Origin of the sequence: Pseudomonas sp. EL_65y_Pfl1_R83 (assembly GCF_963970695.1) — a bacterium.
Lineage (GTDB): Bacteria > Pseudomonadota > Gammaproteobacteria > Pseudomonadales > Pseudomonadaceae > Aquipseudomonas > Aquipseudomonas tritici.
Genome location: NZ_CAXAQI010000013.1, coordinates 1 through 25,698 on the forward strand (window position 1 = coordinate 1; position 25,698 = coordinate 25,698).

Below are 25,698 nucleotides of genomic sequence, written 5' to 3' on the forward strand. Positions count from 1 at the left end.
TGCTCATCTTCACGCGCAATTTGTCGGCCACGATCGTCATAGCGATAGCGCTTGATACCGCCATTCGGCCATTGTTCTTCAAGCAGTTGTCCGCGTTCATTCCAGACCAGCCGCTGACAACTGTGATCCGGGTACCAAACCCCAATCAACTGCCCGTGTTTGTTATAGCTGTAGTCCGTGGAGTGTCCGTCTGGATCGGTCCTACGCGTAACGTCGCCCTGGTCATTACGCTCATATTTCCAAACCGCCAGACTCCGCCTTACAACCCGTACGAACCCATTGTCATGCTCGTAGGAAGTCGGCTCGTCATCCCCCGGAAACAACGCCACCAAGCGTCCGGCTTCGTCGTACTGGTAGGCCGTGATCGCACCGAGAGGATCCTGCTCAACCGTCAGCCGGCTTTTGTCATCGTAGGACTTGAAATGCTCAGCACCATCGGGATCTACCCGCCTCACCAGCCGCGCCCGCTGGTCATGCACGTAGACTTCCTGGCTGCCATCGGCGTTATGAACCGTGACCTGCCCGTCGTCACCCCACACATACCGCGTGTCCATCTGCGAAAAGCTCGCCCAATGCCGGACACACCGCGCCGCCTTACCAGACCGTTCCCATTCCCAAAAGAAGCTCGCCCCACCGGCCAGTCCGCGCTCAAGAATGACGTGCTGATCGTCGTACCGATAAACCTCACTTTCGCCTACAGCGTTAGTCGCTGAAACCAACCGACCGGCATCGTCATAGGCATAGGAAACAACCTTCTGCTCCGTCACCCAGACAAACGGACCTTCATCCACCGCCCGCTCAACCTGGTAATCCACCGCGACAATGCGGCCCGATGCATAGCGCAAAAACAACGAGCGCCCGACGCCGTTGTCCAGCCGCTCGATCTGCCCCAGGTAGTTACGGAAAATACGCAGCCGGTTGTCATACGCATCGCTGATCGCTGTCAGCACACCGTCGCAGAAATGGTAGAAACGTGACCCTTGAGACAGGACTAATTCATCAGGCAAAGACCCCAAGTAGATCGCCGCTTCAGCCAAGCTATTGGTGATTGCTGGCCGAGAAACAGATGGCAAGGGCAGGGTGGTCGAGCGATTCTCATGGTCTGTCCAAACGACCGAGTCACCGGAAACAGCAAGCCGATGCGCCAGCGAATGACTCCAGCCAAACCCCAGCCCGCAATCCACTTCCACCGCACTGGTGCGGTACAACCGAGTCCACTCGAACGGCAAAATCCCATCGAGCGCACCATCGGTCAGCGTCAGCAATTCCTCCCCGGTGACCATCGACACCGGGCAGCCATTGGTCGCGGTCTTATCCGAAGAAGCCGTCGCATCTCCCGCCGGATTTTTCGAACCAGCAGGCACGTCATCTACATGCTCTGTCTGCTTCAATACCGCGTTTTGCCGGGCCTTCCAGCGCATCTGCATCGTGCCTTGCTTCAGCCCGCCAACCACCCCGCGAACGGCCACCGCCTTGTAGCGATCCATGGCCTGCATAAACTTCTTCAGAATCGCCAGAAGCCCCCGAACAAAGCTCACCGCCGCCTCGAGGATCTGCGCGCCATACTTGACCAACCGCAAGCTCAAATACGCCACGCCCGCCGCTGGCAATGCGATGGTCAACACCACGCCAATTACCAGATCAACCAGCAACGACACCACGAACCCAGCCGCCACCTCGGCCATTTCACCGGGCGGTAACGCGTCCAGCCAGATCATCGCCGTGCGCACCAACAGGAACAGCGCCGCCTCATCACTGGCCAGCAACATCGCCTGCTCCATGACCTTGGGGGCGTCGGTGGCGATTTGTGCCAACTTGGCGGCCTGATCACCCAGTTGCCCGACGAACTTCAGCGGGTCTTCAAGAATTGCCTGCACCAGCTTGATGCTGTCCCACACATCACGGATCGCCGCCCAACTGCCCGCCAATAGGCCGCTGCCAATCGCGCTGGCAGTAGATCGCTCCCAATGCGGCTTAAACCCAGCCCACTGCGACCGAAGCCACTGCTCCAGATCCGCCATCAGCCCAGCGTAAGAGGCAAATAGCGCGTCTACCTGCTCCGCAGAAACGCCGCCCTGCACCCGCACCTGATACCGCCCGCCGGCGGCGCAGTGGTGTGAGCCTTTACCCTGTTCATCCAGCATGATCACGGTGGAGCTGCCGTCATCCAGCCCGACCACCTCCACCGGGATATCGCCGATCGGCACGTCATACACCGACTCGAACAGGCTCTCGATTTTCAGCTCGCCGCCCATCGGGCATTGGGCCACGGTCGCAAAGCCCGTATCTGCCATGCTCACCGACCGCTGCGAACCCCCGACCCGCAACACCCGATCCATCCCCAGCAACGACGGCATGTCCAACCCGTGGCTCACCGAATCCAGCGCACGCGAATACCAAGCGCCCATCTGCTGGCGATAAATCTCCACGCTCTGATGAAAGCCATCGAGCTCAAATTCGATAAGGCTGATGTGGGAAGCGTGGGTCATCCGTGACGGCTCGACAAAGGGCAAGGCGTCGGAGCATGCCGGAGCAAAAAGCGGCTGGATGAACGGTTGAGAAATTCAGAAAAGGCCCACTACAAAGGGGAAATAACCGCGCAATACCAACCCCAAGAGCTACACAAAAAAGCGATAAAACTGATTGCAGCAACCACTCTCAAATAAAAATCGCTCTCATCCTTGCCCGATTCCCCGACATGGCCGTCATGGTTAATAGAACCTCCCTTACGCAGGATTTCCCATGTCGCGCCTTGCTCGTCCCTTGCACCCACTGACCCTGTCAGTGGCGATGGCTTTTGCCGCCGTGCCGTTGCTGACTGCCCAAACCGTCTTCGCCGAAGAAAGCAGCAGCGCCGTGCGCGGTTTCTCGATTCCTGCCGGTGACCTGAGCCAGGCGCTCAATAGCCTGGCCGAGCAGGCGGGCCTGGTGTTGGCCTTCGATGCGAGCTTGACCCGGGGCAAGCGCAGCAAGGGGTTGAGCGGGCAATACGACACCGGAGTTGCGCTGAACCAACTGCTCGCTGGCAGCGGCCTGCAGGCGATGAAACTCTCCGCCGATCGCTACCGCCTGGAAGCTATCCCGGATAACGGCGCGGCCATGGAGCTGCAGGCCACCACCATCAGCGGTGCGTACCAAGCCGAAAGCCCGACCGGTCCGGTGTCGGGTTATGTGGCCACGCGCAGTTTGTCGGGCACCAAGACGGATACCGCGTTGATCGAAACCCCGCAGTCGATCTCCATCGTCACCAAAGACCAGATGCGTGCGCAAAACGCCGAGAGCCTTAACCAGATCCTGCGCTACAGCGCCGCTGTTATCCCGGAAACCCGTGGTGCTACCGCGTCGCGTCTCGATCAGTTGACCATTCGCGGTTTCGCCCCGGCCACTTACCTCGATGGCTTGCGCATGCCTTCGAGCCGTGACGCCTTGCCGCAAAAGGACGCGTTTGACCTGGAACGCGTCGAAGTGCTGCGCGGCCCAGCGTCGGTGTTATATGGGCAGGGCACGCCGAGCGGGGTGATCAACATGGTCAGCAAGCGCCCGTTAGACGCGCCGTTTCATGAAGTGGGTGTGGAATACGGCACCTTCAACAAGAAGCGCACCACTTTTGACTTGAGCGGCCCGCTGGATGATCAGGGTGTGTATTCGTACCGCGTGGCCGGGCTTTTCGACGATGCCGATGGCCAGGTGGAACACACCGAGACGCGCCGTCAGTCATTGTCCAGCGCCTTTACCTGGCGCCCGGATGACGCCACGTCGTTGACCCTGCTCGGGCATTTCCAGAAGGACCCCAAAGGCGCGTCTTACGGCTCGGTGCCGGCCTGGGGCTCGGTGCTGCACAGCCCGACCGGGCGCAGCATCGATGTGGATCTCTACGATGGCGAAAAGAAGTTCGAGAAAAGCGACCGCGAGTATTACTCGATCGGCTGGGCGTTCGAGCATCATGTCGATGACGTGTGGACCGTGCGCCAGAATGCCCGTTACCTGCGCACCGAAGGCCAATACCGCAGCCTCTACAGCAACATCCTGTTATCGGATTACCGCACCATCCAGCGTTCGACCATTGCCAGTGATGTCGATATGGATGCCTACACCCTCGACAACCAGTTGCAGGCCAAATTTGAGACGGGGCCGTTGCAGCACACCTTGTTGATGGGGCTCGATTACCAGAACACCAGCACCGATACGCTGTCCGGCTCAGGCGTTTACAAGGCCGGGCCCACACTGGATATCTTTGATCCGGTCTACGGCGCGGCGGTCCCCGTGCCGGCCTATACCACCGACGGCACCTCGCGCAGCGAACAAACCGGTGTCTACCTGCAAGAGCAGATGAAGTGGGACAAGTGGGTATTGCTGCTGGGCGGTCGTTATGACTGGGCCAGCACCGATAGCAGTACCCAGGCCCTGCGCAGCGGCGTCAAGAGTAAATCTTCGTTGGACAGCAAGGCGTTTACTGGCCGTATCGGCCTGGTCTACCTGTTCGATAATGGCCTGGCACCGTATGCCAGCTACGCGGAGTCCTTCAACCCGCAATCGGGCACCGGGTATGGCGGTTCGGTGTTCAAGCCGACTGAAGGCAAACAGTATGAAATCGGCATCAAGTACCAGCCGCCGGGGAGCAACAGCTTTATTACGGCGGCGATCTTCGACCTGCGCCAGACCAACGTACTGACCACCGACCCGGACCCCACCCACCTGTGCGGCAGCGGACGCTGCCAGAGCCAGGACGGCGAAGTGCAATCGCGTGGCTTTGAGCTGGAGGGCAAGGCTAGCCTCAACGATAATCTGGACATTACTGCGGCCTACGCCTATCTGGACAACCGCATCAGCCAGTCCAACAACACCGTGCGCTATTCGCCCATCGGCGATATCGGCGTAGGCCCGAACCTCGCCGCCGAAGGCACCACCACCTACGCCGTACCGCGCCACACTGCGTCGGCGTGGGCCGACTACACCTTCCACGATGGCCACCTCAAGGGCTTCGGCGCGGGTGCGGGCGCACGTTACATCGGCTCGTCCTGGGGCGATACCGCCAACACCCTGAAAGTGCCGGGCTACGCCTTGTTCGATGCGGCGGTGCACTACGACATCCCAAACCTCACCAGCCTTAAGGACAACCTGCGCCTGGCGCTCAACGCAACCAACCTGGCGAATAAAGAGTACGTCGCCTCCTGCTACTCCTACTCGTGGTGCTGGTATGGCTCGCAGCGGACCGTGCAGGCGAGCGCCACTTACCAGTGGTGATGGCACGCAATAAGGCAATTTAATGGCCCCTTTGTAACAAAATCCTCGCCAGAATCGCTTTTATTTCAGGTGGTTAGGTGGGGATGCAAATGCGCACTGTTGGAATCATGCTGATCGCCTGCTCCCTGGCCGGCGGCGCAGCTGCCGTGCAGGCACGGGAGCTGCGCGAGGGTGACAAGTACATGTGCAGTTGGGGCGCAGGCACCGCCGCCAGGGCCCAGAAACTCAAGTTGTCGGGGGTGTCGCTGTACGCCGCGCGGCAGAAAATCCAGACCATCAAATTCAATAAATCCTGGATGCGCATGATGGCCATGGGCATCACTGAACAGACCTACGACAGCGGCTCACGGCTGAAACCCGAGGCGATTCGCCAGAGTTTCTATCAGGACTGTGTGCGCTACAAAGTTGCCCGCAAATAACCGCTTAGTGCGACGGCGCTGGGCTGGCATCTTCCTGGAAATACAGCACTGAACGCAGCAGGGGCGATACGCCCATGCCCTTGCGGGTAGCGGTAATCACTCGCGGGCCAAAGCTGCTTTCCAGGGCAGTGTTGAAACGCACGCTGGCCTGGACTATTTCGTCCCCGTGCTGCTCTCCTTATTCGCGAAAGCAGCATGACAAGTGCCTGCAGAGCGCTTTACAAATCCACGACATTCACTGTGTTTCTATTTGCATACAATTGCGTCCTCTATCAGGGGGGCCAGTATGCAAACGCTAATCCGCACGGCGACGCAGGACGATATCGACACGCTGTTCAGCATCCGCACGTCGGTGGTGCAGAACCATTTGAGTGTCGAACAGATGGCTGGGCTGGGCATCACGCCGCAGGTGTTGGCCGAGAGCATCGAGGCAGCGCCCTGCGTGTGGGTCGCTGAAGTGGATGGCCGGGTCGTCGCCTTTGCCATGGTCGACCTGGCCGAAGGCGAGGTATTTGCGATGTTCGTACGGCCCACTCACGAAAACCTGGGCCTGGGCCGTCAGCTGATGGCGGTCGCCGAAGCCGCGCTGTTTGAACACCATGACCGGCTGTATCTGATCACCGATGGCCGCGACGAAATACGCGCCAACGGTTTTTATCAGCGGCTCGGTTGGGTCGTGGTCGGTCAGGTTGACGGCGATGATGTGCGATACGAGAAGAGCAGGACGCAGTAGTCTAATGAACGCGCCCGAGCCGTCGTCTTCTAACAGCGTGCGCTACTTCGTGCTCGGAGTGCTTTGCGTTGCCGTATTGCTGGGGATTTATTTTGTCCAGCTCAACGCCCAGGTTGATCGCGCGAGGCAAGCCGCCAACGAGCGCTTGGCACTCTGTCGGCAGGTGGAAAGTATCGCGCGTTCACTACTGCCTAATAGCCTTGATACACGCGAGACATGTGAGCCGTTGAACGAGCGTATGTCGAAAAGTGTGACGCCGCCTTAATTCAATAACCCTTTTTTATAAGGGGGAATTTTGGCGGTATTTGCACCAAAAAGTGGCATTCATAGAGTCCGCCACCTTAAAAAATGTGTGGTTATTGAATGACTTACAGCGCTTTTAATCCGACGAAAGGATTAAAATAATCTTGTTACAGCTTTTTACAGTCGCTACTATAGCCGGGCGTTCACCTCCCACGGTTTATGCATTTTTAAATCCCAAGTTTCCATCAGCTACTTGGGATTTTTTTTGCCTGCAATTTGACCTCAACGTCAAACTTCACCTGTGGCGAACGCTGCACGCATCCGCCCATTGCGTTTGGCCTGGTACAACAACTTATCGACCTCTTCGACAAACCCCAGCATCGGGCTATCGGGTTTTACGATGTGTGTGCCGACGCCCAGGCTCAAGGTCAACAGGTTCGATACCGGCGAAAAACCATGCTCGATCTGCCTTTGGCGAATCAGGTGCAGGCAGCGTTGCGCCACTTGCCTGGCCGACGCCGCATCGGTTTCCGGCAGTAACCACACAAATTCTTCGCCGCCGATGCGCGCAATGAAATCCCGTGGCCGGTTGGCGGCCTGTGACAGGGTGTGCGCGACTTGGCGCAGGCATTCGTCGCCCTTGATATGGCCATAGTGGTCGTTGTACTGCTTGAAAAAATCGATATCCAGGATGATCAGCGACAGTGGCAACTGACTGCGCTGGGCGCTGGCCCATTCCCGTTCCAGCACCGTGTCGAACATGCGTCGGTTGGCGATGCCGGTCAGCCCATCCTGGTAGGAATATTCCTCAAGTTGTTTTTGCAGGCGCACCAAGTGTTCTTCGGTCTTCTTACGCTCGCTGATATCGAACATAAAGCCGATCAGCGCGTCGACTTCACCGTCCTTGCGCACCACGTGCACCACGTCGCGAATCCACACGTAGTCGCCCTTCGTGGTCAGCGCCCGGTAATCCGCCTCGTGGTCGACCCCTGCGCGGGATTGCGACACGCAGAAATTCACCACGTATTCACGGTCGTCCGGGTGCATGCGCTCGATCCAATCGTCCACGCTGACCCAACTTTGCGGGCTCCAACCGAGCAAGGTCTCGATCTGCGGGCCGATATAACTGAAGGCCATGCTCTGCCAATCAATGCGCCAGGGGATGGCCTTGGTCGACTCCAATAATGTCTTGTACACATCGCTGTCGGGCTGGCTGGGAGGGTCGATGCTCATAGGGGCTTTGCTCAGAATGATGGCGAAAGGCCGAGAGCCTCTTGTGATCGACGCGTGGAGTCAAGTGCCCTCCGAAACAGCAGACGAGAGGTCGCAGGCAGGGTTTTTTGACGTCAGCGAATCGACATCTTCGAGCGTTTTCCGGCCGGGTCGACCTGCTGCTGACCGGTGTGTCCCCCGAGGGTTTGGACAGCATCCGTTCCATCTCAAACCTGATTGGCGAGTTGCGCACCGAGATCACGGCCGGGCGCCTTGGGTTTGCGGTGGTCGGCTAGCCGTTGACGGTGTGGGTCGGCGTATCGAGCGCGCCGTAATAGCGCCAGCAGCAATGGCGGTGCTCCGGCAGGATTACGCAGCCGCTGAGGCTGACGATCAGCAACGCGGCAACCAGCATGGAAAGTCGACGGTACATGGTGTGTCCTCTTGGGTGGATAGGCGTTAATCCTTCAACGCTGCCAGCGGCGTAAATCCGTCGCGAAGCTTTCAAACATTTCATCAAGCGCCGCCATCCCCCGGGCAATACTGCCTGCGCAAATAACCTGCACATTCTTCGACGGATTTTTTTGCACCCACCGTTCAACCCATCAGCAACCCGCACTTTCGCGCGTTGAATGAAGGAGTTGCCATGAGACCCCTGGCCAAATTGCGTGTTGCCTTGCTTGCTCCGCTGGCGCTCGCCGCGTTTGTCAGCACCCCCACGTTTGCCCAGACCGAAATCATCATCCGCCAGGCGCCGCCGCCGGAGCGCGTGGAAATGATCCCCGTGGAGCGCCCGGGTTACGTCTGGGACCGTGGACACTGGCGCTGGGAGGGACGCGGCTACGCTTGGAAGCCCGGCCACTGGCAGCCTGTGATGCGCAATGCGCGCTGGGAGCCTGGCCATTGGGAAGCCCACGGCCCCAATTGGTACTGGCGTGAGGGGCATTGGATCCGCTGAATCAGCCACCCGGACTGAGAGTTGCCCGATTGAAAGACACTGATCCGGACGTTGAACTGCTTGCACGCATCGGCAACAACGCCCCCGCGGCCGTCAACGAAATGGTGACGCGCAAACTGCCGCGTCTGCTGGCGCTTGCCAGCCGGATCCTGGGGGATGCCGATGAAGCCAGGGACGTGGCCCAGGAAAGTTTCCTGCGCATCTGGCGCCAGGCGGCGAGTTGGCGCAGTGGCGAAGCGCGCTTCGACAGCTGGTTGCATCGGGTCGCGCTGAACCTTTGCCATGACCGCCTGCGCCGGCGCAAGGAGCGCCCTCTGAGCGACGCGCAAGCGCTGGAATTGGCCGACAGCGCACCGTCCTTGGATGAACAGTTGGAAACCGCCGACCGCAGCGAACGCATGGCCGCCGCCTTGGCGGCATTGCCCGAGCGCCAGCGCGAAGCCATTGTGTTGCAGTACTACCAGGAGCTGTCGAACATCGACGCCGCGGCCCTGATGAACATCAGCGTCGAGGCACTGGAGAGCCTGCTGTCGCGGGCCCGACGCCAGTTGCGCAGCAGCCTTGCCGACACACCCGGGCTTGGCCGCCCAGGAAGGGGAAAGACATGACACCCGAACGATTTGCGTATCTGGCCGACGCCTATGGGGCCGATTTAAAGCGCTGGCCTCTGGCGGAGCAAGGCGCAGCGCAGGCACTGCTTGAAAGTGCTCATCCCAGTGCCCGCGCGGCCTTGGAGGAGGCCGGTTGGCTCGACGCCCAGCTGAACAGCTATCAACTGGCGCTTACCGACCCGGCACTGGCGAGGCAGATCCGCCAGTTTGCGCCGCGCCGCAGGTCGTTCTGGTCGCGCTACGCCAACTGGTTGTCGCCTGTGGGCCTGGTGGGCGTGAGCATTGCCGGCATTGTTACCGGGATGCTGGTTGCGTCGATGAGCGTGCCGCTGCCGATGTTGTCATCCGAAGTGTTGCCCAGTGTCTTCGATCAGGGCGATGCGCAAGTCATCTTTACCGTCAACGCCGAGGACACCGAGCAATGACCGCTAAATCCCTGAAACCGTGGTTGTTTGTCTCGGTATTGCTCAATGTATTTTTGATCGGCGGCGTGGGCGGAGGCCTCTACCATTGGAGGGTCAACGCCAAGACCGCCGTAGCGATGGTCAGCCAGCACGGCCTGCGCCAGGCCATGGTCAACTTATCGCCGGAGCGGCGCAGGGAGTTGCGTCAGCTGTTGCGCCGTAACAGCACTGACAGCCAGCCGCTGGTCATGGCGGGCCGGGAGGCGCGGCTCGGGGTGATCAAGCAGTTGGAAGCGCCGACGTTGGACCGGGATGTGCTGGTGACTGAATTGGCCAAGGCGCGTGAGGCGGATATGGCGCTGCGGGCGCTGGTGGATACGACATTGGCGCAGTTTGCCAGTACATTGCCTCGGGAGGAGCGGCAGACGTTGGTGGAGGCGTTGTATGTGCGTGGGCAGATGGCCGGGAAAAAACCTCGGTCTTGAGCTGGCCAGCGGGCAGAGCGCCGAACTACAGGCGACGTAGGAAGGATTTAACGATGTGTCGGGTAGCGTCGGTGGTGTCGAGTTCTTCCATCGCGCCATAGGGATGCCACTGGCAATCGATTATTTCGTTGCAAGGTTTTGCATCGGCAATGTTCACAACGGACGCTTCGAAAACGTGGTGAACGGTGTCGCGGGCTTTCAGCTCTTGCAAGTAGAGCAAGCCGTCCACGTTCAACCCGGTTTCTTCTTGCAGCTCGCGTTCGGCGGCGCCGACCGGGCGCTCGTTGCGTTCTACCTTGCCGCCCGGCAAGGCCCATTTTGACCTGGCCTTACGCACGAAGAGGATATGCCCCTCGTGTTCGCAGATGACCGTTGCGCGTATTTTCATCGTTTAGCCCCGCAGCGCAATGAATGTCATAAAATTGTAATTCAATTGTCATGCTAAGTGGTTATGGCGCTGACGTGTGGGGATGTGGATACTGCCCGATTGATCAAAACGGACGAGGAGAGCAGATGAGCACCGTACGCTGGGGCATGATCGGCTGTGGCAGTGTCACTGAATTGAAGAGTGGACCGGCTTTCTACAAAGCGCCAGGTTCTGCGCTGGTGGCCGTGATGGGGCGCCGTGAAACTGTTGTGCGTGATTATGCGGCACGCCACGGTATCGCGCGCTTCTATACCGACGCCCAGGCACTGATCAACGACCCCGACGTTGACGCGGTGTACATCGCCACGCCGCCCGACAGCCACCTTGAATACAGCCTGATGGTGGCCGCAGCCGGCAAACATTGCTGCGTCGAGAAGCCCATGTCGCTGAATGCCGAGCAGAGCGCGTTGATGCAGCGCACGTTCGAGCGTGCCGGGCTGCATCTGTTTGTTTCTTACTACCGCCGCTCGCTGCCGCGCTTCCAGCAAGTGCGTGACTGGCTGCGGGACGGGCGCATCGGTGAGCTGCGTCACCTGACCTGGACCTTGTGCAAACCTGCGGGAGTCGACGACGCCAGCGCCGCTAACTGGCGTACCGACCCGACGATTGCCGGTGGCGGCTATTTCGCCGACTTGGCCAGCCATGGCTTCGACCTGTTCCAGTACCTGGCCGGGGACATCATCGAAGTCTCGGGCTTCACCGCGCGCCAGGCCGGGCGCTATGCGGCCGAGGATGCAGTGACGGCGTGCTGGACGTTCAGCTCCGGCGCGTTGGGTATGGGCTGCTGGAGCTTCGTCGCGGACCGGCGTGAAGATGTGGTCGAGATGATCGGCAGTCGTGGGCGCATCCGGTTCTCGGTGTTCGAGGACCAGCCCCTGCACCTTGAGGGCGAGACCCATGAGGTGCTGGAAGTACCCTGTCACGCGCATATCCAGTGGCATCACGTATTGGCCATGAATGCGCATATCCGTGGCGAAGCCGAGCATCCGTCATTGGCCATCGAAGCGTTGAAGACCGATCGGATCCTGGACAAGGTGCTACAACGTAACCCCCATCATCCTGGGTAGTCGCGATAGGGTTTTCTTTTTCCAAGGAACAGACCAATGAAATACTGGGTGATGGTGTGGCTGGTACTCGCCACAAGTGCAGTGGCGGCCCCGCGTAGCCAAGGCACGCCTGGAGAGTTTGATTTCTATGTGCTGTCGTTGTCATGGTCGCCAACCTTCTGCCTCACGCACCCGGCCAATGAACAGTGTTCGGGCAAGGGCTACGGCTTTGTGCTGCATGGCTTATGGCCGCAGTACGCACGGGGTGGGTGGCCGGCTTCGTGCTCAGCGCGATCGCAGTTGAGTCGCGAAGAAATCGAAAAAGGTGCTGCATTGTTCCCGACCCGTTCACTGCTTCGGCACGAATGGGCCAAGCATGGCACCTGCAGCGGGCTGGAGCCACTGGCGTATCTGGAAAAAACCGACGAGGCGCTGGGTGTGGTGAACATTGCGCAGCAACTGCAGCCGTTCAATACGCCGCCGTCGTTACAAGCCCGTGAGATCGAGGCGTTGTTTCGTGAGAGCAACCCGCGCATGGGCAGCCATGGGCTGGCGGTGATCTGCAAAGGCAACGTGTTATCGGAAGTGCGCGTGTGCCTGACCAAGGACCTGGCCTTCGCCGGCTGCCCGCGCAGCGTCAAAACCCAGTGCCGCGACGGCGATATCCGCATTCCCGCCCAGCGCTAGGGCATCATCGCGACGCGATAGCGCTCGTCAAAATCCTCGGCCAACTGCGCCAGCGTGACCTTTCCCAGGCGTTCCAGCAGCAACGCCTGGGCTTGTTCGAAAGCCCCCGTGAGCGCCGCATTGACGGCCTGTTCCACTAGGCACTCCGGGTGATCGGTGGACAGGCCGATAGCAAACAGCGACGGCGTGCCCAAGGCGTTGTGAATATCCAGCAGGGTGATTTCACTCAAGGGCTTGCCCAGGCACCAACCGCCCTGGTGGCCTTTTTCCGAGCGTACGTAACCCTTTTCCTTGAGCAACCCGAGCGTGCGCCGCACCACCACCGGGTTGGTGCCGAGCATCTGCGCGATGGTCTCCGAGGTGGCGCGCTCTTCATGGCGGCCCATATGGATCAGCACGTGGAGCATGCGCGAGAGGCGGGTGTCGTTTCTCATCAAGGGATCTCTGATCAATTCGGCGGAAAGTATCGTTTGTAACCTGAAAAGTTGCGAGACCCTTGACGGGGTATTTTCACGTAACTTATGGTGTGTCGTGAAAGCGCTTGGATAACCGAGTGCACCATTTGGGGTTACTTTCATGATGTACGACGTGATTATCGTGGGCGGCAGCTATGCCGGACTGTCGGCGGGCCTGCAATTGGCGCGGGCGCGACGCCAAGTGCTGGTGATCGATGCAGGGCAGCGGCGCAATCGCTTTGCGGCCACGTCTCACGGTTTTCTCAGTCAGGACGGCCAGGCGCCGGAAGTCATCGCCGCGCAAGGGCGCAGCCAATTGATGGCGTATCCGACGGTCACCTGGGTGCAGGGCAATGCGGTGCACGCCGTGGCGCAGTCGGAAGGTTTCAGTGTGCGCACCGAACATCACGCTACGTTTCACGGTAAGCGCCTGATCCTTGCCACCGGCGTGGTCGACGACTTGCCTGACATCGAAGGCCTCGAAGAGCGTTGGGGCAAGCACGTGTTCCACTGCCCTTACTGCCATGGCTATGAGCTGGATCAAGGCCGTATCGGCGTACTGGCCACATCACCCCTGGCCATGCACCACGCGCTGATGCTACCCGACTGGGGCGCCACCACCTTGTTCACCAATGGCGTGTTTACCCCGGATGCCGAGCAGCAAGCGCAGTTGGATCGACGTAGGGTCAGCGTCGAACACGGCGCTGTACGGCGCATCCGCGGCGAGCGCGCCGATCTGGAATTGGATGATGGCCGGGTGTTCAACCTCGACGGCATCTTCACCCAGTCCCGCACCCGTATCAGCCCATTGGCCGAGCAACTGGGCTGTGAGCGGGTCGATGGCCCGGCCGGCCGTTATCTGCACACCAATGAAATGCGCCAGACTTCCGTGCCCGGTGTGTTTGCTGGTGGTGATGTCTCCCTTGCCGCCGGTTCCGTCGCGCTGGCCGTGGCCGAGGGCGTGCGTGCCGGCGTGGGCGCGCACTTCTCGTTGATCGACGGTTGAGGCGCCCAGACGGCACTGGCTTGATGGCGAAAGTAAGGAACCGGACATCCTGCGTCGCTTGGAACAACTCAGCCCACGACTTTTCGCAAGAACCCCTTGTCGCAACAGTGGTGGGTGGTACGCGACGAGCCAGGCTCCAGGGTGTCACTGTGCTTCGCGCCCCATGCCGATTGCGCGCTGCCCCTGGACCCCAGCCTTGGTTCGACGCCTACTGCCGCGCCGGGCACGTGAAAGCCCGGAATTGGGAGTTGTTTGTCAAATAAGCCTGCGGAGGGCATTTTCTTCAATACCGCCGCCGTTTTGCCCTTTACCGTGAAGCCATCTGCACCCATCACCCTAAAAGGGACCCCCCATGAGCTTGATCATTTCCATGGCTGCCTTCGCCCTGGCGACCTCCATCACACCGGGGCCGGTGAATGTCGTCGCGCTCAGTACAGGCGCGCGCTTCGGTTTTGCCGCCAGCCAGAAACACGTGCTCGGCGCCGCCGTGGGCTTTACGTTGCTGTTGGTGTTGATTGGCCTCGGCTTGCATCAAGTGCTGCTGCGCTGGCCGATCCTGACCCAGTTGATCCAGTGGGGTGGGGTGGCGTTTTTGCTGTACATGGCCTGGAAACTGGCGGTGGACAACGGCCGGCTGGACGCCGACCGCACGGCCATTGCGCCGTCGATGCTCTATGGCGCGATCATGCAGTGGCTCAATCCCAAGGCCTGGCTGGCCTGCGTGGCGGGGATGGGGTTGTTTGTGGCGGATGGCGATACCGCACAGGTCTGGCTGTTTGCGGCGATTTATCTGGTGATCTGTTACCTGGCGGTCGCTTGCTGGGCCTACGCCGGCACGTTCCTGCGCCGCTACCTCAGCAACCCCCAGGGCGTGCGGCTGTTCAACCGCTCAATGGCCGCGTTGCTGGTGGCCAGTGTGGGTTATTTGCTGATGGCGTGAGCCGGTCGCGGTATTGCCCCGGCGTGGCGGCGAAATGCTGTTTGAACGTGCGCTGGAAATGCGCCTGGTCGGCAAAACCTGCGGCCTGGGCCACATCGGCGATCAACTCGCCCTGACGCAATTGCGTCCGGGCAAACTGGATGCGCTGGTTGACCAGGAATGCATGGGGCGTCAGCCCGTAATACTGCTTGAAGGCGCGGATCAGGTAAGACGGCGACAACTCGGCCGCCGCGCAGATATCTTCCAGTTTCAACGCCTGGGTGCAGTGGGCGCGGATGTATTCGGCAGCGCGCTCCAGCTTGTGGTTGACCTCGCGTACCGGGGTGTCGGAGGGGTTGAGGCGTTGTTGCACCTCAGTGAAGTAACTCACCAGCGCACTCTGTTTTTGCAGGTGTTCAGCCTGTTCGTCCACCAGTATTCGATACAACTCCAGCAGGCCGTTGTACAGCAGCGTGTCCCGAGTGTAAGGCGTGTCGAAGGGCCGGTAACCCTGGTCCGTGCTGAAACCCAACTGGTGCTGCAAGTCGGCCAGCCACGGCGTGTCGAGGTACAGCATCTGGTAGGACCACGGTTCATTCTCGATGGGATTGCACGCGTGAACGTCGCCGGGGTTCATCAACACCACGGTGCCCGCGCTGATCTCAAAGGTTTGCGCGCCGTAGTGGTAGTAGCTGCGCCCCGTCGTCACTGCGCCAATCGAAAAATGCTCGTGCGCGTGCCGGGTGTAGGTCACCTTGCGCCCATCATCGATGGTACGTGCTTCAATGAACGGCAAGCGCTCATCACGCCAAAAGCGTGGTGCGTGTGCGGGTTGCGCGGTGTTGTTCAACGACATGGCGGTGGTTCCATCCCTTTAGAGACCGGGGGACGATCATTGCACAGACCGCCAGGGTCGTCAGCCTGTGTACGTCAGGCGGGTACGAGGAAGGCTGCCTCCAGCAGTTGCCGCGTGTAAGCATGCTGCGGATCAGCAAAAATCGCCCGTGCATCGCCTTGCTCTACCACCTGCCCGTGCTTAACCACCATCAGTTGGTGACTCAACGCCTTCACCACCGCCAAATCATGGCTGATAAACAAGTAAGTCAGGTTGTACTTGGCCTGCAAACTGCGCAGCAGTTCCACTACTTGGCGTTGCACCGTGCGGTCCAGCGCGGAGGTGGGTTCGTCAAGCAGGATCAGGCGAGGCTTGAGCACCAGCGCGCGGGCGATGGCGATGCGCTGGCGCTGGCCGCCGGAGAACTCGTGGGGGTAGCGGTGCCGGGAATCCGGGTCGAGGCCCACTTCCTTGAGTGCCGCGATGATCGCCGCTTCCTGCTCGGCGGCTGTGCCCATCTTGTGGATGCGCAGGCCTTCGCCGACGATCTCGCTGACGCACATGCGCGGGCTCAGGCTGCCGAACGGGTCCTGGAACACCACCTGCATTTCCCGGCGCAACGGGCGCACCTGTTGCTGGGTCAGCGTGTCCAGTTGCTGGCCTTCGAAGCGAATCCCGCCCTTGCTGGCGATCAACCGCAGAATCGCCAGGCCCAAGGTGGATTTGCCCGAGCCGCTTTCGCCGACGATGCCCAGGGTTTGCCCCTGAGGCAGGCTGAAGTTAATGCCGTCCACCGCCTTGACGTAATCGACGGTGTTGCGCAAAAAGCCCTTCTTGATCGGGAACCACACTTTCAGGTCATCCACCTCCAGCAACGGGGGGCCGACTTCATTGGTCGCCGGCCCGCCGCTGGGTTCAGCCGCGAGCAGTTCCTGGGTGTACGGATGCTGAGGTGATTGGAACAGTGTCTCGCAATCGGCCTGCTCAACGATGCAGCCCTTTTGCATCACGCACACGCGATGGGCGATACGCCGCACCAGGTTCAAGTCATGGCTGATCAGCAACAGCGCCATGCCCAGGCGTGCCTGCAACGCTTCGAGCAATTCGAGGATCTTCAACTGCACCGTGACGTCGAGGGCGGTGGTCGGTTCGTCCGCGATCAGCAACTCCGGCTCATTGGCCAGCGCCATGGCAATCATCACCCGCTGGCGCTGGCCGCCAGACAGTTCGTGGGGCAGGGCCTTGAGGCGCTTGTGCGGTTCGGGAATGCCAACCAGCTCCAGCAGTTCCAGGGTGCGCAGGGTGGCGGCTTTGCCGGTGAGTCCCTTGTGCAGGCCGAGCACTTCGTTGATCTGCTTTTCGATGTTGTGCAGGGGGTTCAACGAGGTCATTGGCTCCTGGAAGATCATCGCAATGCGGTTGCCGCGAATGTGCCGCAGGCTTTTTTCCTGGAGCGTCAGCAGGTCTTGCCCGGCGTAGTTGATGGTGCCGGATGGGTGCCGCGCCAGCGGGTAGGGCAGCAGGCGCAGGATCGAGTGGGCGGTCACCGATTTGCCCGAGCCGCTTTCGCCGACCAAGGCCAGGGTTTCGCCGCGCTTGATATCAAAGCTGACGTTGTTCACCACGCGGTGGTGATGTTCGCCCGTGACGAACTCGACAGAGAGGTCGCGGATTTCGATCAGATTGTCCTGATTCATCTCATTTCCTCGGGTCGAAGGCATCGCGAGCGGACTCGCCGATAAACACCAGCAAACTCAACATGATCGCCAGCACGGCAAAGGCACTCATGCCCAGCCACGGCGCTTGCAGGTTGGATTTGCCCTGAGCCACCAGTTCACCCAACGACGGCGAACCGGCGGGCAAGCCAAAGCCAAGGAAGTCCAGCGCGGTGAGGGTGCCGATGGCGCCGGTAAGAATGAACGGCATGAAGGTCATGGTCGACACCATGGCGTTGGGCAGGATATGCCGGAACATGATCGCGCCGTTCTGCATGCCCAAGGCCCTGGCCGCGCGCACGTATTCCAGGTTGCGTCCGCGCAGGAACTCCGCGCGCACCACGTCCACCAGGCTCATCCAGGAAAACAGCAGCATGATCCCCAGCAACCACCAGAAGTTGGGCTGCACGAAACTGGCGAGGATGATCAACAGGTACAGCACCGGCAACCCGGACCAGATCTCCAGGAAACGTTGCCCGGCCAGGTCGACCCAGCCGCCGTAGAAGCCCTGCAACGCGCCGGCGATCACGCCGATGATTGAGCTGAGCACGGTGAGTGTCAGGGCAAACAGCACCGACACACGAAAGCCGTAGATCACCCGCGCCAACACGTCGCGGCCCTGGTCGTCGGTGCCGAGCAGGTTGACGCTAGAGGGGGGCGCCGGAGCTGGCACTTTTAGGTCGTAGTTGATGCTCTGGTAGCTGAATGGGATCGGTGCCCACAAGGTCCAGGCATCCTTGGCGTTGAGCAGTCCCTGGATGTATGGGCTCTTATAGTTGGCCTCTAGCGGGAATTCACCGCCGAACGCAGTTTCCGGGTAACGCTTGAGCGCCGGGAAGTACCAGCCGCCGTCATAGTGCACGGCCAGCGGCTTGTCGTTGGCAATCAGCTCCGCGCCCAGGCTCAGCACGAACAGCACCAGGAACAGCCACAGCGACCACCAGCCACGCTTGTTGGCCTTGAACCGCTCATACCGGCGGCGATTGAGGGGGGACAGGTTCATCTCAATGCTCCCGGCTGGCAAAGTCGATACGCGGATCGACCAGGGTGTAGGTGAGGTCGCCGATCAGTTTTACGATCAGCCCCAGCAAGGTGAAGATAAACAGCGTGCCGAACACCACCGGATAGTCGCGGTTGATCGCGGCTTCAAAGCTCATCAGACCCAGGCCGTCGAGGGAGAAGATCACCTCCACCAACAGCGAACCGGTAAAGAAAATACCGATAAACGCCGATGGGAAGCCGGCGATCACCAGCAACATTGCGTTGCGGAATACATGGCCGTAGAGCACGCGGTGGTTGGTCAGGCCCTTGGCTTTGGCGGTGACCACGTACTGCTTGTTGATCTCGTCGAGGAAGCTGTTCTTGGTCAACAGGGTCATGGTGGCGAAGTTGCCGATCACCAACGCTGTGATCGGCAACGCCAGGTGCCAGAAGTAATCGATGATCTTGCCGCCCCAGCTCAGCTCGTCAAAGTCGTTCGACGTAAGCCCGCGCAAGGGGAACCAGTTGAAATAACTGCCCCCGGCAAACACCACGATCAACAGGATCGCAAACAGGAACGCCGGGATTGCGTAGCCAACGATGATTGCCGAACTGGTCCACACGTCGAAATGGCTGCCATGCCGCGTGGCCTTGGCGATCCCCAGGGGGATCGACACCAGGTACATGATCAGCGTGCTCCACAACCCAAGGGAAATCGACACTGGCATCTTTTCCTTGATCAGGTCGATGACCTTGGCGTCACGGAAGAAGCTGTCGCCAAAATCCAGCGTGGCGTAGTTCTTGACCATGATCCACAAGCGTTCCGGCGCCGATTTGTCGAAGCCGTACATCTTTTCGATTTCCTTGATCAGCGCCGGGTCCAGGCCCTGCGCGCCGCGGTAGCTGTTGGAGCCGGCCACCGAGACCTCTGCGCCGCCACCGGCAATGCGGCTGGTGGCGCCTTCAAAGCCTTCAAGCTTGGCGATCATCTGTTCCACCGGCCCACCGGGAGCGGCCTGGATGATGACGAAGTTGATCAGCAGAATTCCGAACAGCGTGGGGATGATCAGCAACAGGCGACGAAGAATATAGGCCAGCATTTAATCGCCTCCGCTCGCCGAATCGGCGCTCGTGTTTGTGCTTGTGTCTAGGGTGACAGCCGGTTTGACATCGGGTTTTTCCCACCAGGTGGCGGTGCCGACGTCGTAGCGCGGCGCGACTTTGGGGTGACCCAGATGGTCCCAGTACGCCACGCGGAAGGTTTTGATGTGCCAGTTGGGAATCACGTAGTAGCCGAACTGCAGTACGCGGTCCAGGGCCTTGGCATGGGCCACCAGGCTTTTGCGCGAGTCGGCGTCGATCAGCTCTTCCACCAATTGGTCGACAGCCGGGTCCTTGAGGCCCATGTAGTTACGGCTGCCGGGTTTGTCGGCGCTTGAAGACTTCCAGAATTCCCGTTGTTCGTTACCCGGCGAGGTGGATTGCGGAAAGCTGCCCACCAGCATGTCGAAGTCCCGCGAGCGAATGCGGTTGACGAATTGCGAGACGTCAACCCGGCGGATCACCAGTTCAATGCCCAGGTCGGCCAGGTTGCGCTTGAACGGCAGCAGGATACGTTCGAACTCGGTCTGCGCGAGCAGGAACTCGATGGTCACCGGTTTGCCGGTGGTGTCGACCATCTTGTCATCGACAATGCGCCAGCCGGCCTCCTGCAACAGTTGATAGGCTTCGCGCTGCTGTTTACGGATCATCCCGCTGCCGTCGGTTTTGGCCGGCTCAAACGCCTGGGTGAAAACTTCGGGCGGGATCTTATCGCGCAGGGGCTCGAGGATTTTCAGCTCATCCGGGCCGGGCAGGCCGGTGGCCGCCATCTCCGAGTTTTCAAAGTAGCTGCGGGTGCGCGTGTAGGCGCCGTTGAACAGCTGCTTGTTGCTCCACTCGAAATCCAGCAGCAGGCTGATGGCCTTGCGCACGCGCACGTCCTGGAACATCGGCTTGCGCATGTTGAACACAAACCCTTGCATGCCGGTAGGGTTGCCGTTGGGGATCTCTTCCTTGATCAAACGGCCTTCTTTGACTGCCGGTGTGTTGTAGGCGTTGGCCCAGTTCTTCGCGCTGAATTCCAGCCAGTAGTCGAACTGCCCGGCCTTCAAGGCCTCCAGGGACACGGTGCTGTCGCGGTAGTAGTCGGTGATGCGGTTATCGAAGTTGTAGAAACCTTTGGCGACCGGCAGGTCCTTGGCCCAGTAGTCCTTGACCCGCTCGTAGCGGATCATACGCCCGGCCTTGACCTCGGCCACTTTGTACGGCCCGCTGCCCAGTGGTACCTCGAGGTTGCCCTTGGCAAAGTCGCGGGTCGCCCACCAATGCTTGGGCAATACCGGCAATTGCCCGAGGATCAGCGGCAGTTCGCGGTTGTTGGTGCGCTTGAACTTGAACAACACCTTCAGTGGGGCTTCGGCGATCACTTCGTCGACGTCGGCGTAATAGGTGCGGTAGATCGGCGAGCCGTCCTTGATCAACTCCTGAAAGGTAAACACCACGTCTTCGGCGCGGATCGGGTGGCCGTCGTGGAAGCGCGCCTCGGGACGCAGGTAGAAGCGCACCCAGCTGTTGTCCGGGGCTTTTTCGATCTTGCCGGCGACCAGTCCGTATTCGGTGATTGGCTCATCCAGGCTTTGCATGGCCAGGGTGTCGTAGATCAGGCCCAGGTTGTCGGCCGGCACGCCCTTGCTGATGTAGGGGTTGAGGCTGTCGAAACCGCCCATGGCCGACTCGCGGAACGTGCCGCCCTTGGGCGCTTGCGGGTTGACGTAGTCGAAGTGCTTGAAGTCGGCGGGGTACTTCGGCGGTTCGTTGTAAAGCGTCAGTGCGTGTTGCGGAGCGGCATGGGCTGCGGTGCACAGCAGCAGGCTGCCGAGCAGTGCGTTGCGCAAATACATCATTGGGCTTTCTCCGAAGCTTTCAGCCACCATGCGCTCAGGCCCAGGCTGTAGGGCGGCGTGGTGACAAAGGCGAACCGGTTGCGGTAGGCCAGGCGATGATAGTTGAGGTACCAATTGGGAATGCTGTAGTGCTGCCACAGCAACACACGGTCCAGGGCACGGCCGGCGGCCAGTTGCTCTTCGCGGGTCTGCGCCGCCAGCAGTTGTTCCAGCAGGTGATCGACAATCGGATTATTGATGCCGGCGTAATTCTTGCTGCCCTTGATCGCGGCCTGGCTGGAGTGGAAGTACTGCCACTGCTCAAGGCCCGGGCTCAGGGTCTGGTTGAGGGTGATCAGGATCATGTCGAAGTCGAATTGATCCAGGCGCTGCTTGTACTGTGCGCGGTCGACGGTGCGCAGGCGCGCGTCGATACCGATGCTGATCAGGTTCTCGACAAAGGGCTGCAGGATGCGCTCAAGGTTCGGGTTGACCAACAGGATTTCGAAGCGCAGCGGTTGCCCATCCTTGTTCAGCAGGCGCTGACCCGATAGCTTCCAGCCGGCTTCACCGAGCAGGGTGAGCGCATGGCGCATCGTCTCGCGGGGGATGCCGCGACCATCGGTCTGCGGCAGGCTGAACGGCTGGGTAAGCAGGCTGGCCGGCAACTGCTCGCGGTACGGTGAGAGCATCAGCCACTCACGGCCGGTTGGAACACCGGTAGCGGCGAATTCGCTGTTGGGGTAGTAGCTCAATGTGCGCTTGTAGGCGTTGCTGAACAGGGTGCGGTTGGTCCATTCAAAGTCGAACATCAGCCCCAGTGCTTCGCGCACCTTGGTCTGGCTGAAGGTTGGCCGACGGGTGTTCATGAACAGGCCCTGGCTTTGCGTTGGGATCTGGTGGGCAATCTGCGCTTTGATCACATCGCCACGGTTCACCGCCGGGAAGTTGTAGCCATTGGCCCAGTTCTTGGCCTGGTGTTCGATATAGATATCAAACTCACCGGCCTTGAAGGCTTCGAACGCCACATCGCTGTCGCGATAGAACTCCACTTCGACCTTGTCGTAGTTATAGAAGCCCTGGTTGACCGGCAGGTCCTTGCCCCAGTAATCCTTGACCCGTTCGAACACCAGTTGCCGGCCTGGCGTGACTTTGCTGATGCGGTACGGCCCGCTGCCCAGCGGCGGCTCGAAGGTGGTGGCCTTGAAGTCGCGATTTTTCCAGTAGTGCTGGGGCAATATTGGCAACTCGCCCAGGCGCAGGATCAGCAGCGGGTTGCCGGCGCGCTTGAACACAAAGCGGATGCGGTGACGATTGAGGATGTCCACCCGCGCCACTTCCTGCAGGTTGGTGCGGTATTGCGGGTGGCCTTCGGTGAGCAGGGTGCGATAGGAAAACGCCACGTCATAGGCGGTGATCGGCTTGCCATCGTGGAAGCGTGCTTCCGGGCGCAGGTTGAACACCACCCAACTGCGATCCTCGCTGTACTCCACCGACTGGGCGATCAGCCCGTAGCTGGAGGTGGGTTCGTCGCCGGAGGGCGCGTACTGGCCGGTACCGACCATCAATGGCTCGTTCAGCTCATTGACGCCGTATTGCAGGAAATTGGGGGTGGAAACCGGGCTGGAGCCCTTGAAGGTATAGGGGTTGAGCGTATCGAAGGTGCCAAAGGCCATCACCCGCAATATGCCGCCTTTCGGCGCTGCAGGGTTTACCCAGTCGAAGTGGGTGAATTTGGCCGGGTACTTGAGCCTGCCGAACTGCGTATACCCGTGGCTCTCGGTAATTGTCGCGTTCGCACCAAAGCTCAAGGCCAGACTTATTAGTAGAAGGAGGGGACGCTTCAAGTCAGAGATCCGATCCAGGCGGCTTGGGCTTTATGATCGGTACAGTAACAGCTTGTTCCGGTTGGAAAAAGGCCGTTGGGAAGGCCCTTTGAGGGCTGGCGCGGTATTGAATGGTGTGAAGATCAAATGTGGGAGCTGGCTCTCATGCGATAGCATCACCTGGGTGTCATTGATACACCGCGGTGTCTGCATCGCAGGCAAGCCAGCTCCCACACAAGCCAGCTCTCATGCGGCTTATCTTGGCCCGGAAACCACCAGCATCTGCCCCGGCTTGAGCGCCTGGCCAGTGCGTGGGTTCCAACGCTTGAGATGTTGCATCTCGACGTTGAAGCGCTTGGCGACGATGTACAGCGAGTCGCCTTTCTTGACCTTGTACTGCACCGGCTTCTTGCGACTGGCTACCGCGCGGCGGGTGTCCTGCATCACCAGGGTCTGGCCGACCTTGAGGGCCTGGCCGTTGAGCTGGTTCCAACGTTGCAGGTCATGCACATTGACTTTGTTGGCCTTGGCAATCAGCGTCAGGTTGTCACCCTTACGCACTTTGTAGCTGCGGGTACGCCCGGTAACCCGTGCAGTCTCAACTTCGTCGAACACCTGTTTTTTGGGGCGCATCGCCAGTAGTTCTTCCGGCTTCATCGTCGAAAGGGTGCTGGTGAGCAGTTGCGCTTTGGAACTTGGCACCAGCAAATGCTGCGGGCCGTCCAAGGTGGTGCGTTGTTTCAGGGCCGGGTTGAGCTGGAACAATTCGTCTTCGTCGATCTCGGCCAGCGCGGCAACCCGTGACAGGTCCATGCTTTGCTTGACTTCAACCACTTTGAAGTACGGCGTGTTGGCAATCGGGTTAAGGTTGACGCCGTAGGCTTCCGGCGCCAGCACTACCTGGGACAGCGCCAGGAACTTGGGCACGTAGTCCTTGGTTTCCTGGGGCAGGGGCAAGTTCCAGTAGTCAGTCGGCAGGCCGAGCTTCTCGTTGCGCTCGATTGCCCGGCTCACCGTACCTTCGCCGGCGTTATAGGCAGCCAGGGCCAGCAACCAGTCACCGTTGAACATGTCGTGAAGGCGGGTCAGGTAGTCCAGGGCGGCGGTGGTGGAAGCGGTGATATCGCGGCGGCCATCGTAGGCGCGGGTCTGGCGCAGGTTGAAGTAGCGCCCGGTGGATGGAATGAACTGCCACAGGCCGACCGCATTGCTGCGCGAGTAGGCCATTGGGTTATAGGCACTTTCAATCACTGGCAGCAGCGCCAGCTCCAGGGGCATGTTGCGTTCTTCAAGGCGTTCGACGATGTAATGAATGTAGAGGCTGCCGCGTTCGCCGGCGTTTTCCAGGAAGGAGGGGTTGCTGGCGAACCACAGGCGCTGTTGCTCGATGCGCGGGTTGACGCCTACGTCGTCCTGCAATTGAAAGCCACGTCGCATGCGTTCCCAGACGTCTTGTGGGACGTCGGGAGCCGGCTTCTCTGAAAGCCAGATGACGGGTTTCTGTTTGATCTTGGCGGTAAGGTTTGGCTTGGGTTGCACGGTGGGTTGTGCGGTGAAATTGTTTGATTGGCAGCCCGCCAGCGTGGCGGAAACAGCCACCGCCACAGCTTGAGCCAGGCGGGTCAATGCGTCTGAATGGTTGGATTTACGAATAGATGACGACATTGGCTGGAAGTAAGTTCCGGGCAAAAATGTCGGGCGATTCTAGAAAGCGCATTGGTTCCGGTCAACCATTCAGAAATTACGTATCAGATTGTTTTCCGTTAGAACTTATCTTTCCAGGCCCTCAAGCTAGCAAACACCTCGGCCCCAGAGCGGTTGTCGCGCCCATTCCGTTCGTCCGCTTTTTGTTTAACGGATGTTTCAGAGGTGCGCAGAAAGGGATTGGTGCGCTTTTCCAGGGCCAGGTTGGAAGGCAACGTGATCTCGCCGCGGGCCCGCAGTTGAAGGACGTTTTCCACGCGTTCGGCGATATCGGCGTTGTGTGGTTCCACCGCCTGGGCAAACTTGAGGTTACTTTGTGTGTATTCGTGGGTGCAGTACACCAAGGTATCGGCAGGCAGTGAGGCCAGACGCTCAAGAGAGGCGTACATCTGTTCCGGCGTGCCTTCGAACAGGCGCCCGCAACCGGCGGCGAACAGGGTGTCGCCACAAAACAGCACGCCTTGGTGATAAAAGGCAATATGGCCCAGCGTATGGCCAGGCACTGTATAAATGTCGAAGTCCCAGCCGAGCACCGTGATGCGGTCATTATCGTTTAACGCTACGTCCCGCGCCGGGATCATCTCGTTGGCCGGGCCGTAGACCTTGGCGTCGGTAGCACCTTTGAGTTGTTCGACACCGCCGACATGATCATGGTGATGATGGGTAATCAGGATGTCGCTGAGGGCCCAGCCAGGGTTTTGCTTGAGCCAGGCCAGTACGGGCGCGGCGTCGCCGGGGTCGACCACGGCGCAGCGCTGGGTGCGGGGGTCTTGTAACAACCAGATGTAGTTATCGGTGAAGGCGGGCAGGGCAGTGATCTGTATCATTCTTCGATTCGCCAAGCTGAACACATTGGTGCATCTT

General features: G+C 60.0%; 26 protein-coding genes and 1 pseudogene. 13 read left to right on the forward strand and 14 right to left on the reverse strand.

The genetic code is table 11. The features are described from left to right. Nucleotides 1–2,489 (reverse strand): DUF6531 domain-containing protein (locus AACY08_RS18475; protein ID WP_339470773.1); only part of this gene is annotated, 2,489 nt, incomplete at its 3' end. Nucleotides 2,490–2,742: 253 nt separating this feature from the next. On the opposite strand from AACY08_RS18475, the gene AACY08_RS18480 reads away from it, so the two are divergent. Beyond that, the gene (locus AACY08_RS18480) at nt 2,743–5,244 is read left to right on the forward strand and encodes a TonB-dependent siderophore receptor (RefSeq protein ID WP_339470774.1); all 2,502 of its coding nucleotides are present in this window, start codon (nt 2,743–2,745) and stop codon (nt 5,242–5,244) included. A gap of 89 nt (nt 5,245–5,333) precedes the next feature. Continuing rightward, complete coding sequence (locus AACY08_RS18485) at nt 5,334–5,663, forward strand: hypothetical protein (RefSeq protein ID WP_339470776.1); 330 nt, start codon at nt 5,334–5,336, stop codon at nt 5,661–5,663. Nucleotides 5,664–5,667: 4 nt separating this feature from the next. On the opposite strand, the gene AACY08_RS18490 is transcribed toward AACY08_RS18485, so the two are convergent. Continuing rightward, the gene (locus tag AACY08_RS18490; protein ID WP_445261447.1) at nt 5,668–5,805 is read right to left on the reverse strand and encodes a hypothetical protein; all 138 of its coding nucleotides are present in this window, start codon (nt 5,803–5,805) and stop codon (nt 5,668–5,670) included. A gap of 144 nt (nt 5,806–5,949) precedes the next feature. Between AACY08_RS18490 and AACY08_RS18495 the strand changes: the two genes are divergently transcribed. Together AACY08_RS18495 and AACY08_RS18500 are read left to right on the forward strand one after the other, a co-directional pair. Further along, nucleotides 5,950–6,396, forward strand: coding sequence for a GNAT family N-acetyltransferase (locus AACY08_RS18495; RefSeq protein ID WP_339470778.1), 447 nt, complete (start codon nt 5,950–5,952; stop codon nt 6,394–6,396). Nucleotides 6,397–6,400: 4 nt separating this feature from the next. After that, nucleotides 6,401–6,661, forward strand: a complete 261-nt coding sequence (locus AACY08_RS18500) for a hypothetical protein (RefSeq protein WP_339470780.1) — start codon at nt 6,401–6,403, stop codon at nt 6,659–6,661. 266 nt (nt 6,662–6,927) lie between these two features. Here AACY08_RS18500 and AACY08_RS18505 read toward each other — a convergent pair whose 3' ends face one another. Further along, a complete protein-coding gene (locus AACY08_RS18505; RefSeq protein ID WP_339470781.1) occupies nt 6,928–7,872 on the reverse strand; it encodes a sensor domain-containing diguanylate cyclase in 945 nt (314 codons plus the stop codon). A gap of 140 nt (nt 7,873–8,012) precedes the next feature. On the opposite strand from AACY08_RS18505, the pseudogene AACY08_RS18510 reads away from it, so the two are divergent. Continuing rightward, nucleotides 8,013–8,147, forward strand: a pseudogene (locus tag AACY08_RS18510) (DUF1652 domain-containing protein); the annotation flags it as partial. On the opposite strand, the gene AACY08_RS18515 reads toward AACY08_RS18510, so the two are convergent. Next, nucleotides 8,144–8,284 (reverse strand): hypothetical protein, encoded by a 141-nt coding sequence (locus AACY08_RS18515; protein WP_167345841.1) that lies wholly within the window; start codon nt 8,282–8,284, stop codon nt 8,144–8,146. The pseudogene AACY08_RS18510 and the gene AACY08_RS18515 sit on opposite strands and share 4 nt — an antisense overlap. A 213-nt stretch (nt 8,285–8,497) precedes the next feature. Here AACY08_RS18515 and AACY08_RS18520 point away from each other — a divergent pair, with 213 nt between their 5' ends. Genes AACY08_RS18520 through AACY08_RS18535 form a run of 4 tightly spaced genes read left to right on the forward strand, consistent with a single transcriptional unit; the run spans nt 8,498 to nt 10,309 of the window. Further along, the gene (locus AACY08_RS18520) at nt 8,498–8,809 is read left to right on the forward strand and encodes a YXWGXW repeat-containing protein (RefSeq protein ID WP_339470783.1); all 312 of its coding nucleotides are present in this window, start codon (nt 8,498–8,500) and stop codon (nt 8,807–8,809) included. 29 nt (nt 8,810–8,838) lie between these two features. After that, nucleotides 8,839–9,417 (forward strand): RNA polymerase sigma factor, encoded by a 579-nt coding sequence (locus tag AACY08_RS18525; protein WP_339470785.1) that lies wholly within the window; start codon nt 8,839–8,841, stop codon nt 9,415–9,417. Beyond that, nucleotides 9,414–9,845: a hypothetical protein gene (locus AACY08_RS18530; RefSeq protein ID WP_339470786.1), complete on the forward strand. Its 432-nt coding sequence runs from the start codon at nt 9,414–9,416 to the stop codon at nt 9,843–9,845. The genes AACY08_RS18525 and AACY08_RS18530 overlap by 4 nt, the downstream gene beginning before the upstream one ends. After that, a complete protein-coding gene (locus AACY08_RS18535; RefSeq protein WP_339470787.1) occupies nt 9,842–10,309 on the forward strand; it encodes a periplasmic heavy metal sensor in 468 nt (155 codons plus the stop codon). Before AACY08_RS18530 ends, AACY08_RS18535 begins: the two co-directional genes overlap by 4 nt. 25 nt (nt 10,310–10,334) lie before the next feature. Here the strand turns inward: AACY08_RS18535 and AACY08_RS18540 are convergent, their stop codons facing one another. Further along, entirely contained in the window at nt 10,335–10,697 is a 363-nt protein-coding gene (locus AACY08_RS18540; protein WP_065876121.1) for an NUDIX hydrolase, read from the reverse strand. 125 nt (nt 10,698–10,822) lie between these two features. Here AACY08_RS18540 and AACY08_RS18545 point away from each other — a divergent pair, with 125 nt between their 5' ends. Both AACY08_RS18545 and AACY08_RS18550 read left to right on the forward strand, forming a co-directional pair. Beyond that, nucleotides 10,823–11,803, forward strand: coding sequence for a Gfo/Idh/MocA family protein (locus tag AACY08_RS18545; protein ID WP_339470788.1), 981 nt, complete (start codon nt 10,823–10,825; stop codon nt 11,801–11,803). A gap of 36 nt (nt 11,804–11,839) precedes the next feature. Beyond that, nucleotides 11,840–12,469 carry a ribonuclease T2 gene (locus tag AACY08_RS18550; RefSeq protein WP_339470789.1) on the forward strand — a complete coding sequence of 210 codons (630 nt, stop codon included), beginning with the start codon at nt 11,840–11,842 and terminating at the stop codon, nt 12,467–12,469. Here AACY08_RS18550 and AACY08_RS18555 read toward each other — a convergent pair. Continuing rightward, nucleotides 12,466–12,903, reverse strand: a complete 438-nt coding sequence (locus AACY08_RS18555; protein ID WP_339470790.1) for an Rrf2 family transcriptional regulator — start codon at nt 12,901–12,903, stop codon at nt 12,466–12,468. The genes AACY08_RS18550 and AACY08_RS18555 overlap by 4 nt on opposite strands. A 142-nt stretch (nt 12,904–13,045) precedes the next feature. Here AACY08_RS18555 and AACY08_RS18560 point away from each other — a divergent pair, with 142 nt between their 5' ends. Then, nucleotides 13,046–13,930, forward strand: a complete 885-nt coding sequence (locus AACY08_RS18560) for an NAD(P)/FAD-dependent oxidoreductase (protein ID WP_339470791.1) — start codon at nt 13,046–13,048, stop codon at nt 13,928–13,930. A gap of 352 nt (nt 13,931–14,282) precedes the next feature. Further along, nucleotides 14,283–14,870: a LysE family translocator gene (locus AACY08_RS18565; protein ID WP_339470793.1), complete on the forward strand. Its 588-nt coding sequence runs from the start codon at nt 14,283–14,285 to the stop codon at nt 14,868–14,870. Here the strand turns inward: AACY08_RS18565 and AACY08_RS18570 are convergent. The 8 genes from AACY08_RS18570 to gloB all read right to left on the reverse strand — a co-directional run bounded on the left by AACY08_RS18570 (nt 14,812) and on the right by gloB (nt 25,661). After that, entirely contained in the window at nt 14,812–15,705 is an 894-nt protein-coding gene (locus tag AACY08_RS18570) for an AraC family transcriptional regulator (protein WP_339470795.1), read from the reverse strand. The two genes, AACY08_RS18565 and AACY08_RS18570, sit on opposite strands and share 59 nt — an antisense overlap. Nucleotides 15,706–15,779: 74 nt before the next feature. Further along, nucleotides 15,780–17,381, reverse strand: coding sequence for an ABC transporter ATP-binding protein (locus AACY08_RS18575; RefSeq protein WP_339418321.1), 1,602 nt, complete (start codon nt 17,379–17,381; stop codon nt 15,780–15,782). Nucleotide 17,382: 1 nt separating this feature from the next. Continuing rightward, complete coding sequence (locus tag AACY08_RS18580; protein WP_339470796.1) at nt 17,383–18,402, reverse strand: ABC transporter permease; 1,020 nt, start codon at nt 18,400–18,402, stop codon at nt 17,383–17,385. Between the two features lies 1 nt (nt 18,403). Continuing rightward, nucleotides 18,404–19,480, reverse strand: a complete 1,077-nt coding sequence (locus tag AACY08_RS18585) for a microcin C ABC transporter permease YejB (RefSeq protein ID WP_339470797.1) — start codon at nt 19,478–19,480, stop codon at nt 18,404–18,406. Then, nucleotides 19,481–21,325: an extracellular solute-binding protein gene (locus AACY08_RS18590; RefSeq protein ID WP_339470799.1), complete on the reverse strand. Its 1,845-nt coding sequence runs from the start codon at nt 21,323–21,325 to the stop codon at nt 19,481–19,483. It lies immediately after the preceding gene. Beyond that, entirely contained in the window at nt 21,322–23,151 is a 1,830-nt protein-coding gene (locus tag AACY08_RS18595; protein WP_339470800.1) for an extracellular solute-binding protein, read from the reverse strand. The genes AACY08_RS18590 and AACY08_RS18595 overlap by 4 nt, the downstream gene beginning before the upstream one ends. Nucleotides 23,152–23,385: 234 nt before the next feature. Continuing rightward, nucleotides 23,386–24,795, reverse strand: coding sequence for a transglycosylase SLT domain-containing protein (locus AACY08_RS18600; protein ID WP_339470802.1), 1,410 nt, complete (start codon nt 24,793–24,795; stop codon nt 23,386–23,388). A 98-nt stretch (nt 24,796–24,893) separates the two neighbouring features. Then, entirely contained in the window at nt 24,894–25,661 is a 768-nt protein-coding gene (gene gloB / locus AACY08_RS18605; protein ID WP_339470803.1) for a hydroxyacylglutathione hydrolase, read from the reverse strand. Between the last annotated feature and the right edge of the window lie 37 nt (nt 25,662–25,698).

Bases quoted from the DNA above. Each gene is read 5' to 3' on its own strand.
- AACY08_RS18535 (WP_339470787.1), top strand. From the start codon at position 9,842: ATGACCGCTAAATCCCTGAAACCGTGGTTGTTTGTCTCGGTATTGCTC.
- AACY08_RS18565 (WP_339470793.1), top strand. From the start codon at position 14,283: ATGAGCTTGATCATTTCCATGGCTGCCTTCGCCCTGGCGACCTCCATC.
- gloB (WP_339470803.1), bottom strand. From the start codon at position 25,661: ATGATACAGATCACTGCCCTGCCCGCCTTCACCGATAACTACATCTGG.
- AACY08_RS18480 (WP_339470774.1), top strand. From the start codon at position 2,743: ATGTCGCGCCTTGCTCGTCCCTTGCACCCACTGACCCTGTCAGTGGCG.
- AACY08_RS18585 (WP_339470797.1), bottom strand. From the start codon at position 19,480: ATGCTGGCCTATATTCTTCGTCGCCTGTTGCTGATCATCCCCACGCTG.
- AACY08_RS18545 (WP_339470788.1), top strand. From the start codon at position 10,823: ATGAGCACCGTACGCTGGGGCATGATCGGCTGTGGCAGTGTCACTGAA.
- AACY08_RS18520 (WP_339470783.1), top strand. From the start codon at position 8,498: ATGAGACCCCTGGCCAAATTGCGTGTTGCCTTGCTTGCTCCGCTGGCG.
- AACY08_RS18555 (WP_339470790.1), bottom strand. From the start codon at position 12,903: ATGAGAAACGACACCCGCCTCTCGCGCATGCTCCACGTGCTGATCCAT.
- AACY08_RS18515 (WP_167345841.1), bottom strand. From the start codon at position 8,284: ATGTACCGTCGACTTTCCATGCTGGTTGCCGCGTTGCTGATCGTCAGC.
- AACY08_RS18570 (WP_339470795.1), bottom strand. From the start codon at position 15,705: ATGTCGTTGAACAACACCGCGCAACCCGCACACGCACCACGCTTTTGG.
- AACY08_RS18600 (WP_339470802.1), bottom strand. From the start codon at position 24,795: ATGTCGTCATCTATTCGTAAATCCAACCATTCAGACGCATTGACCCGC.
- AACY08_RS18485 (WP_339470776.1), top strand. From the start codon at position 5,334: ATGCGCACTGTTGGAATCATGCTGATCGCCTGCTCCCTGGCCGGCGGC.
- AACY08_RS18500 (WP_339470780.1), top strand. From the start codon at position 6,401: ATGAACGCGCCCGAGCCGTCGTCTTCTAACAGCGTGCGCTACTTCGTG.
- AACY08_RS18495 (WP_339470778.1), top strand. From the start codon at position 5,950: ATGCAAACGCTAATCCGCACGGCGACGCAGGACGATATCGACACGCTG.
- AACY08_RS18560 (WP_339470791.1), top strand. From the start codon at position 13,046: ATGATGTACGACGTGATTATCGTGGGCGGCAGCTATGCCGGACTGTCG.
- AACY08_RS18550 (WP_339470789.1), top strand. From the start codon at position 11,840: ATGAAATACTGGGTGATGGTGTGGCTGGTACTCGCCACAAGTGCAGTG.
- AACY08_RS18580 (WP_339470796.1), bottom strand. From the start codon at position 18,402: ATGAACCTGTCCCCCCTCAATCGCCGCCGGTATGAGCGGTTCAAGGCC.
- AACY08_RS18505 (WP_339470781.1), bottom strand. From the start codon at position 7,872: ATGAGCATCGACCCTCCCAGCCAGCCCGACAGCGATGTGTACAAGACA.
- AACY08_RS18530 (WP_339470786.1), top strand. From the start codon at position 9,414: ATGACACCCGAACGATTTGCGTATCTGGCCGACGCCTATGGGGCCGAT.
- AACY08_RS18540 (WP_065876121.1), bottom strand. From the start codon at position 10,697: ATGAAAATACGCGCAACGGTCATCTGCGAACACGAGGGGCATATCCTC.
- AACY08_RS18590 (WP_339470799.1), bottom strand. From the start codon at position 21,325: ATGATGTATTTGCGCAACGCACTGCTCGGCAGCCTGCTGCTGTGCACC.
- AACY08_RS18575 (WP_339418321.1), bottom strand. From the start codon at position 17,381: ATGAATCAGGACAATCTGATCGAAATCCGCGACCTCTCTGTCGAGTTC.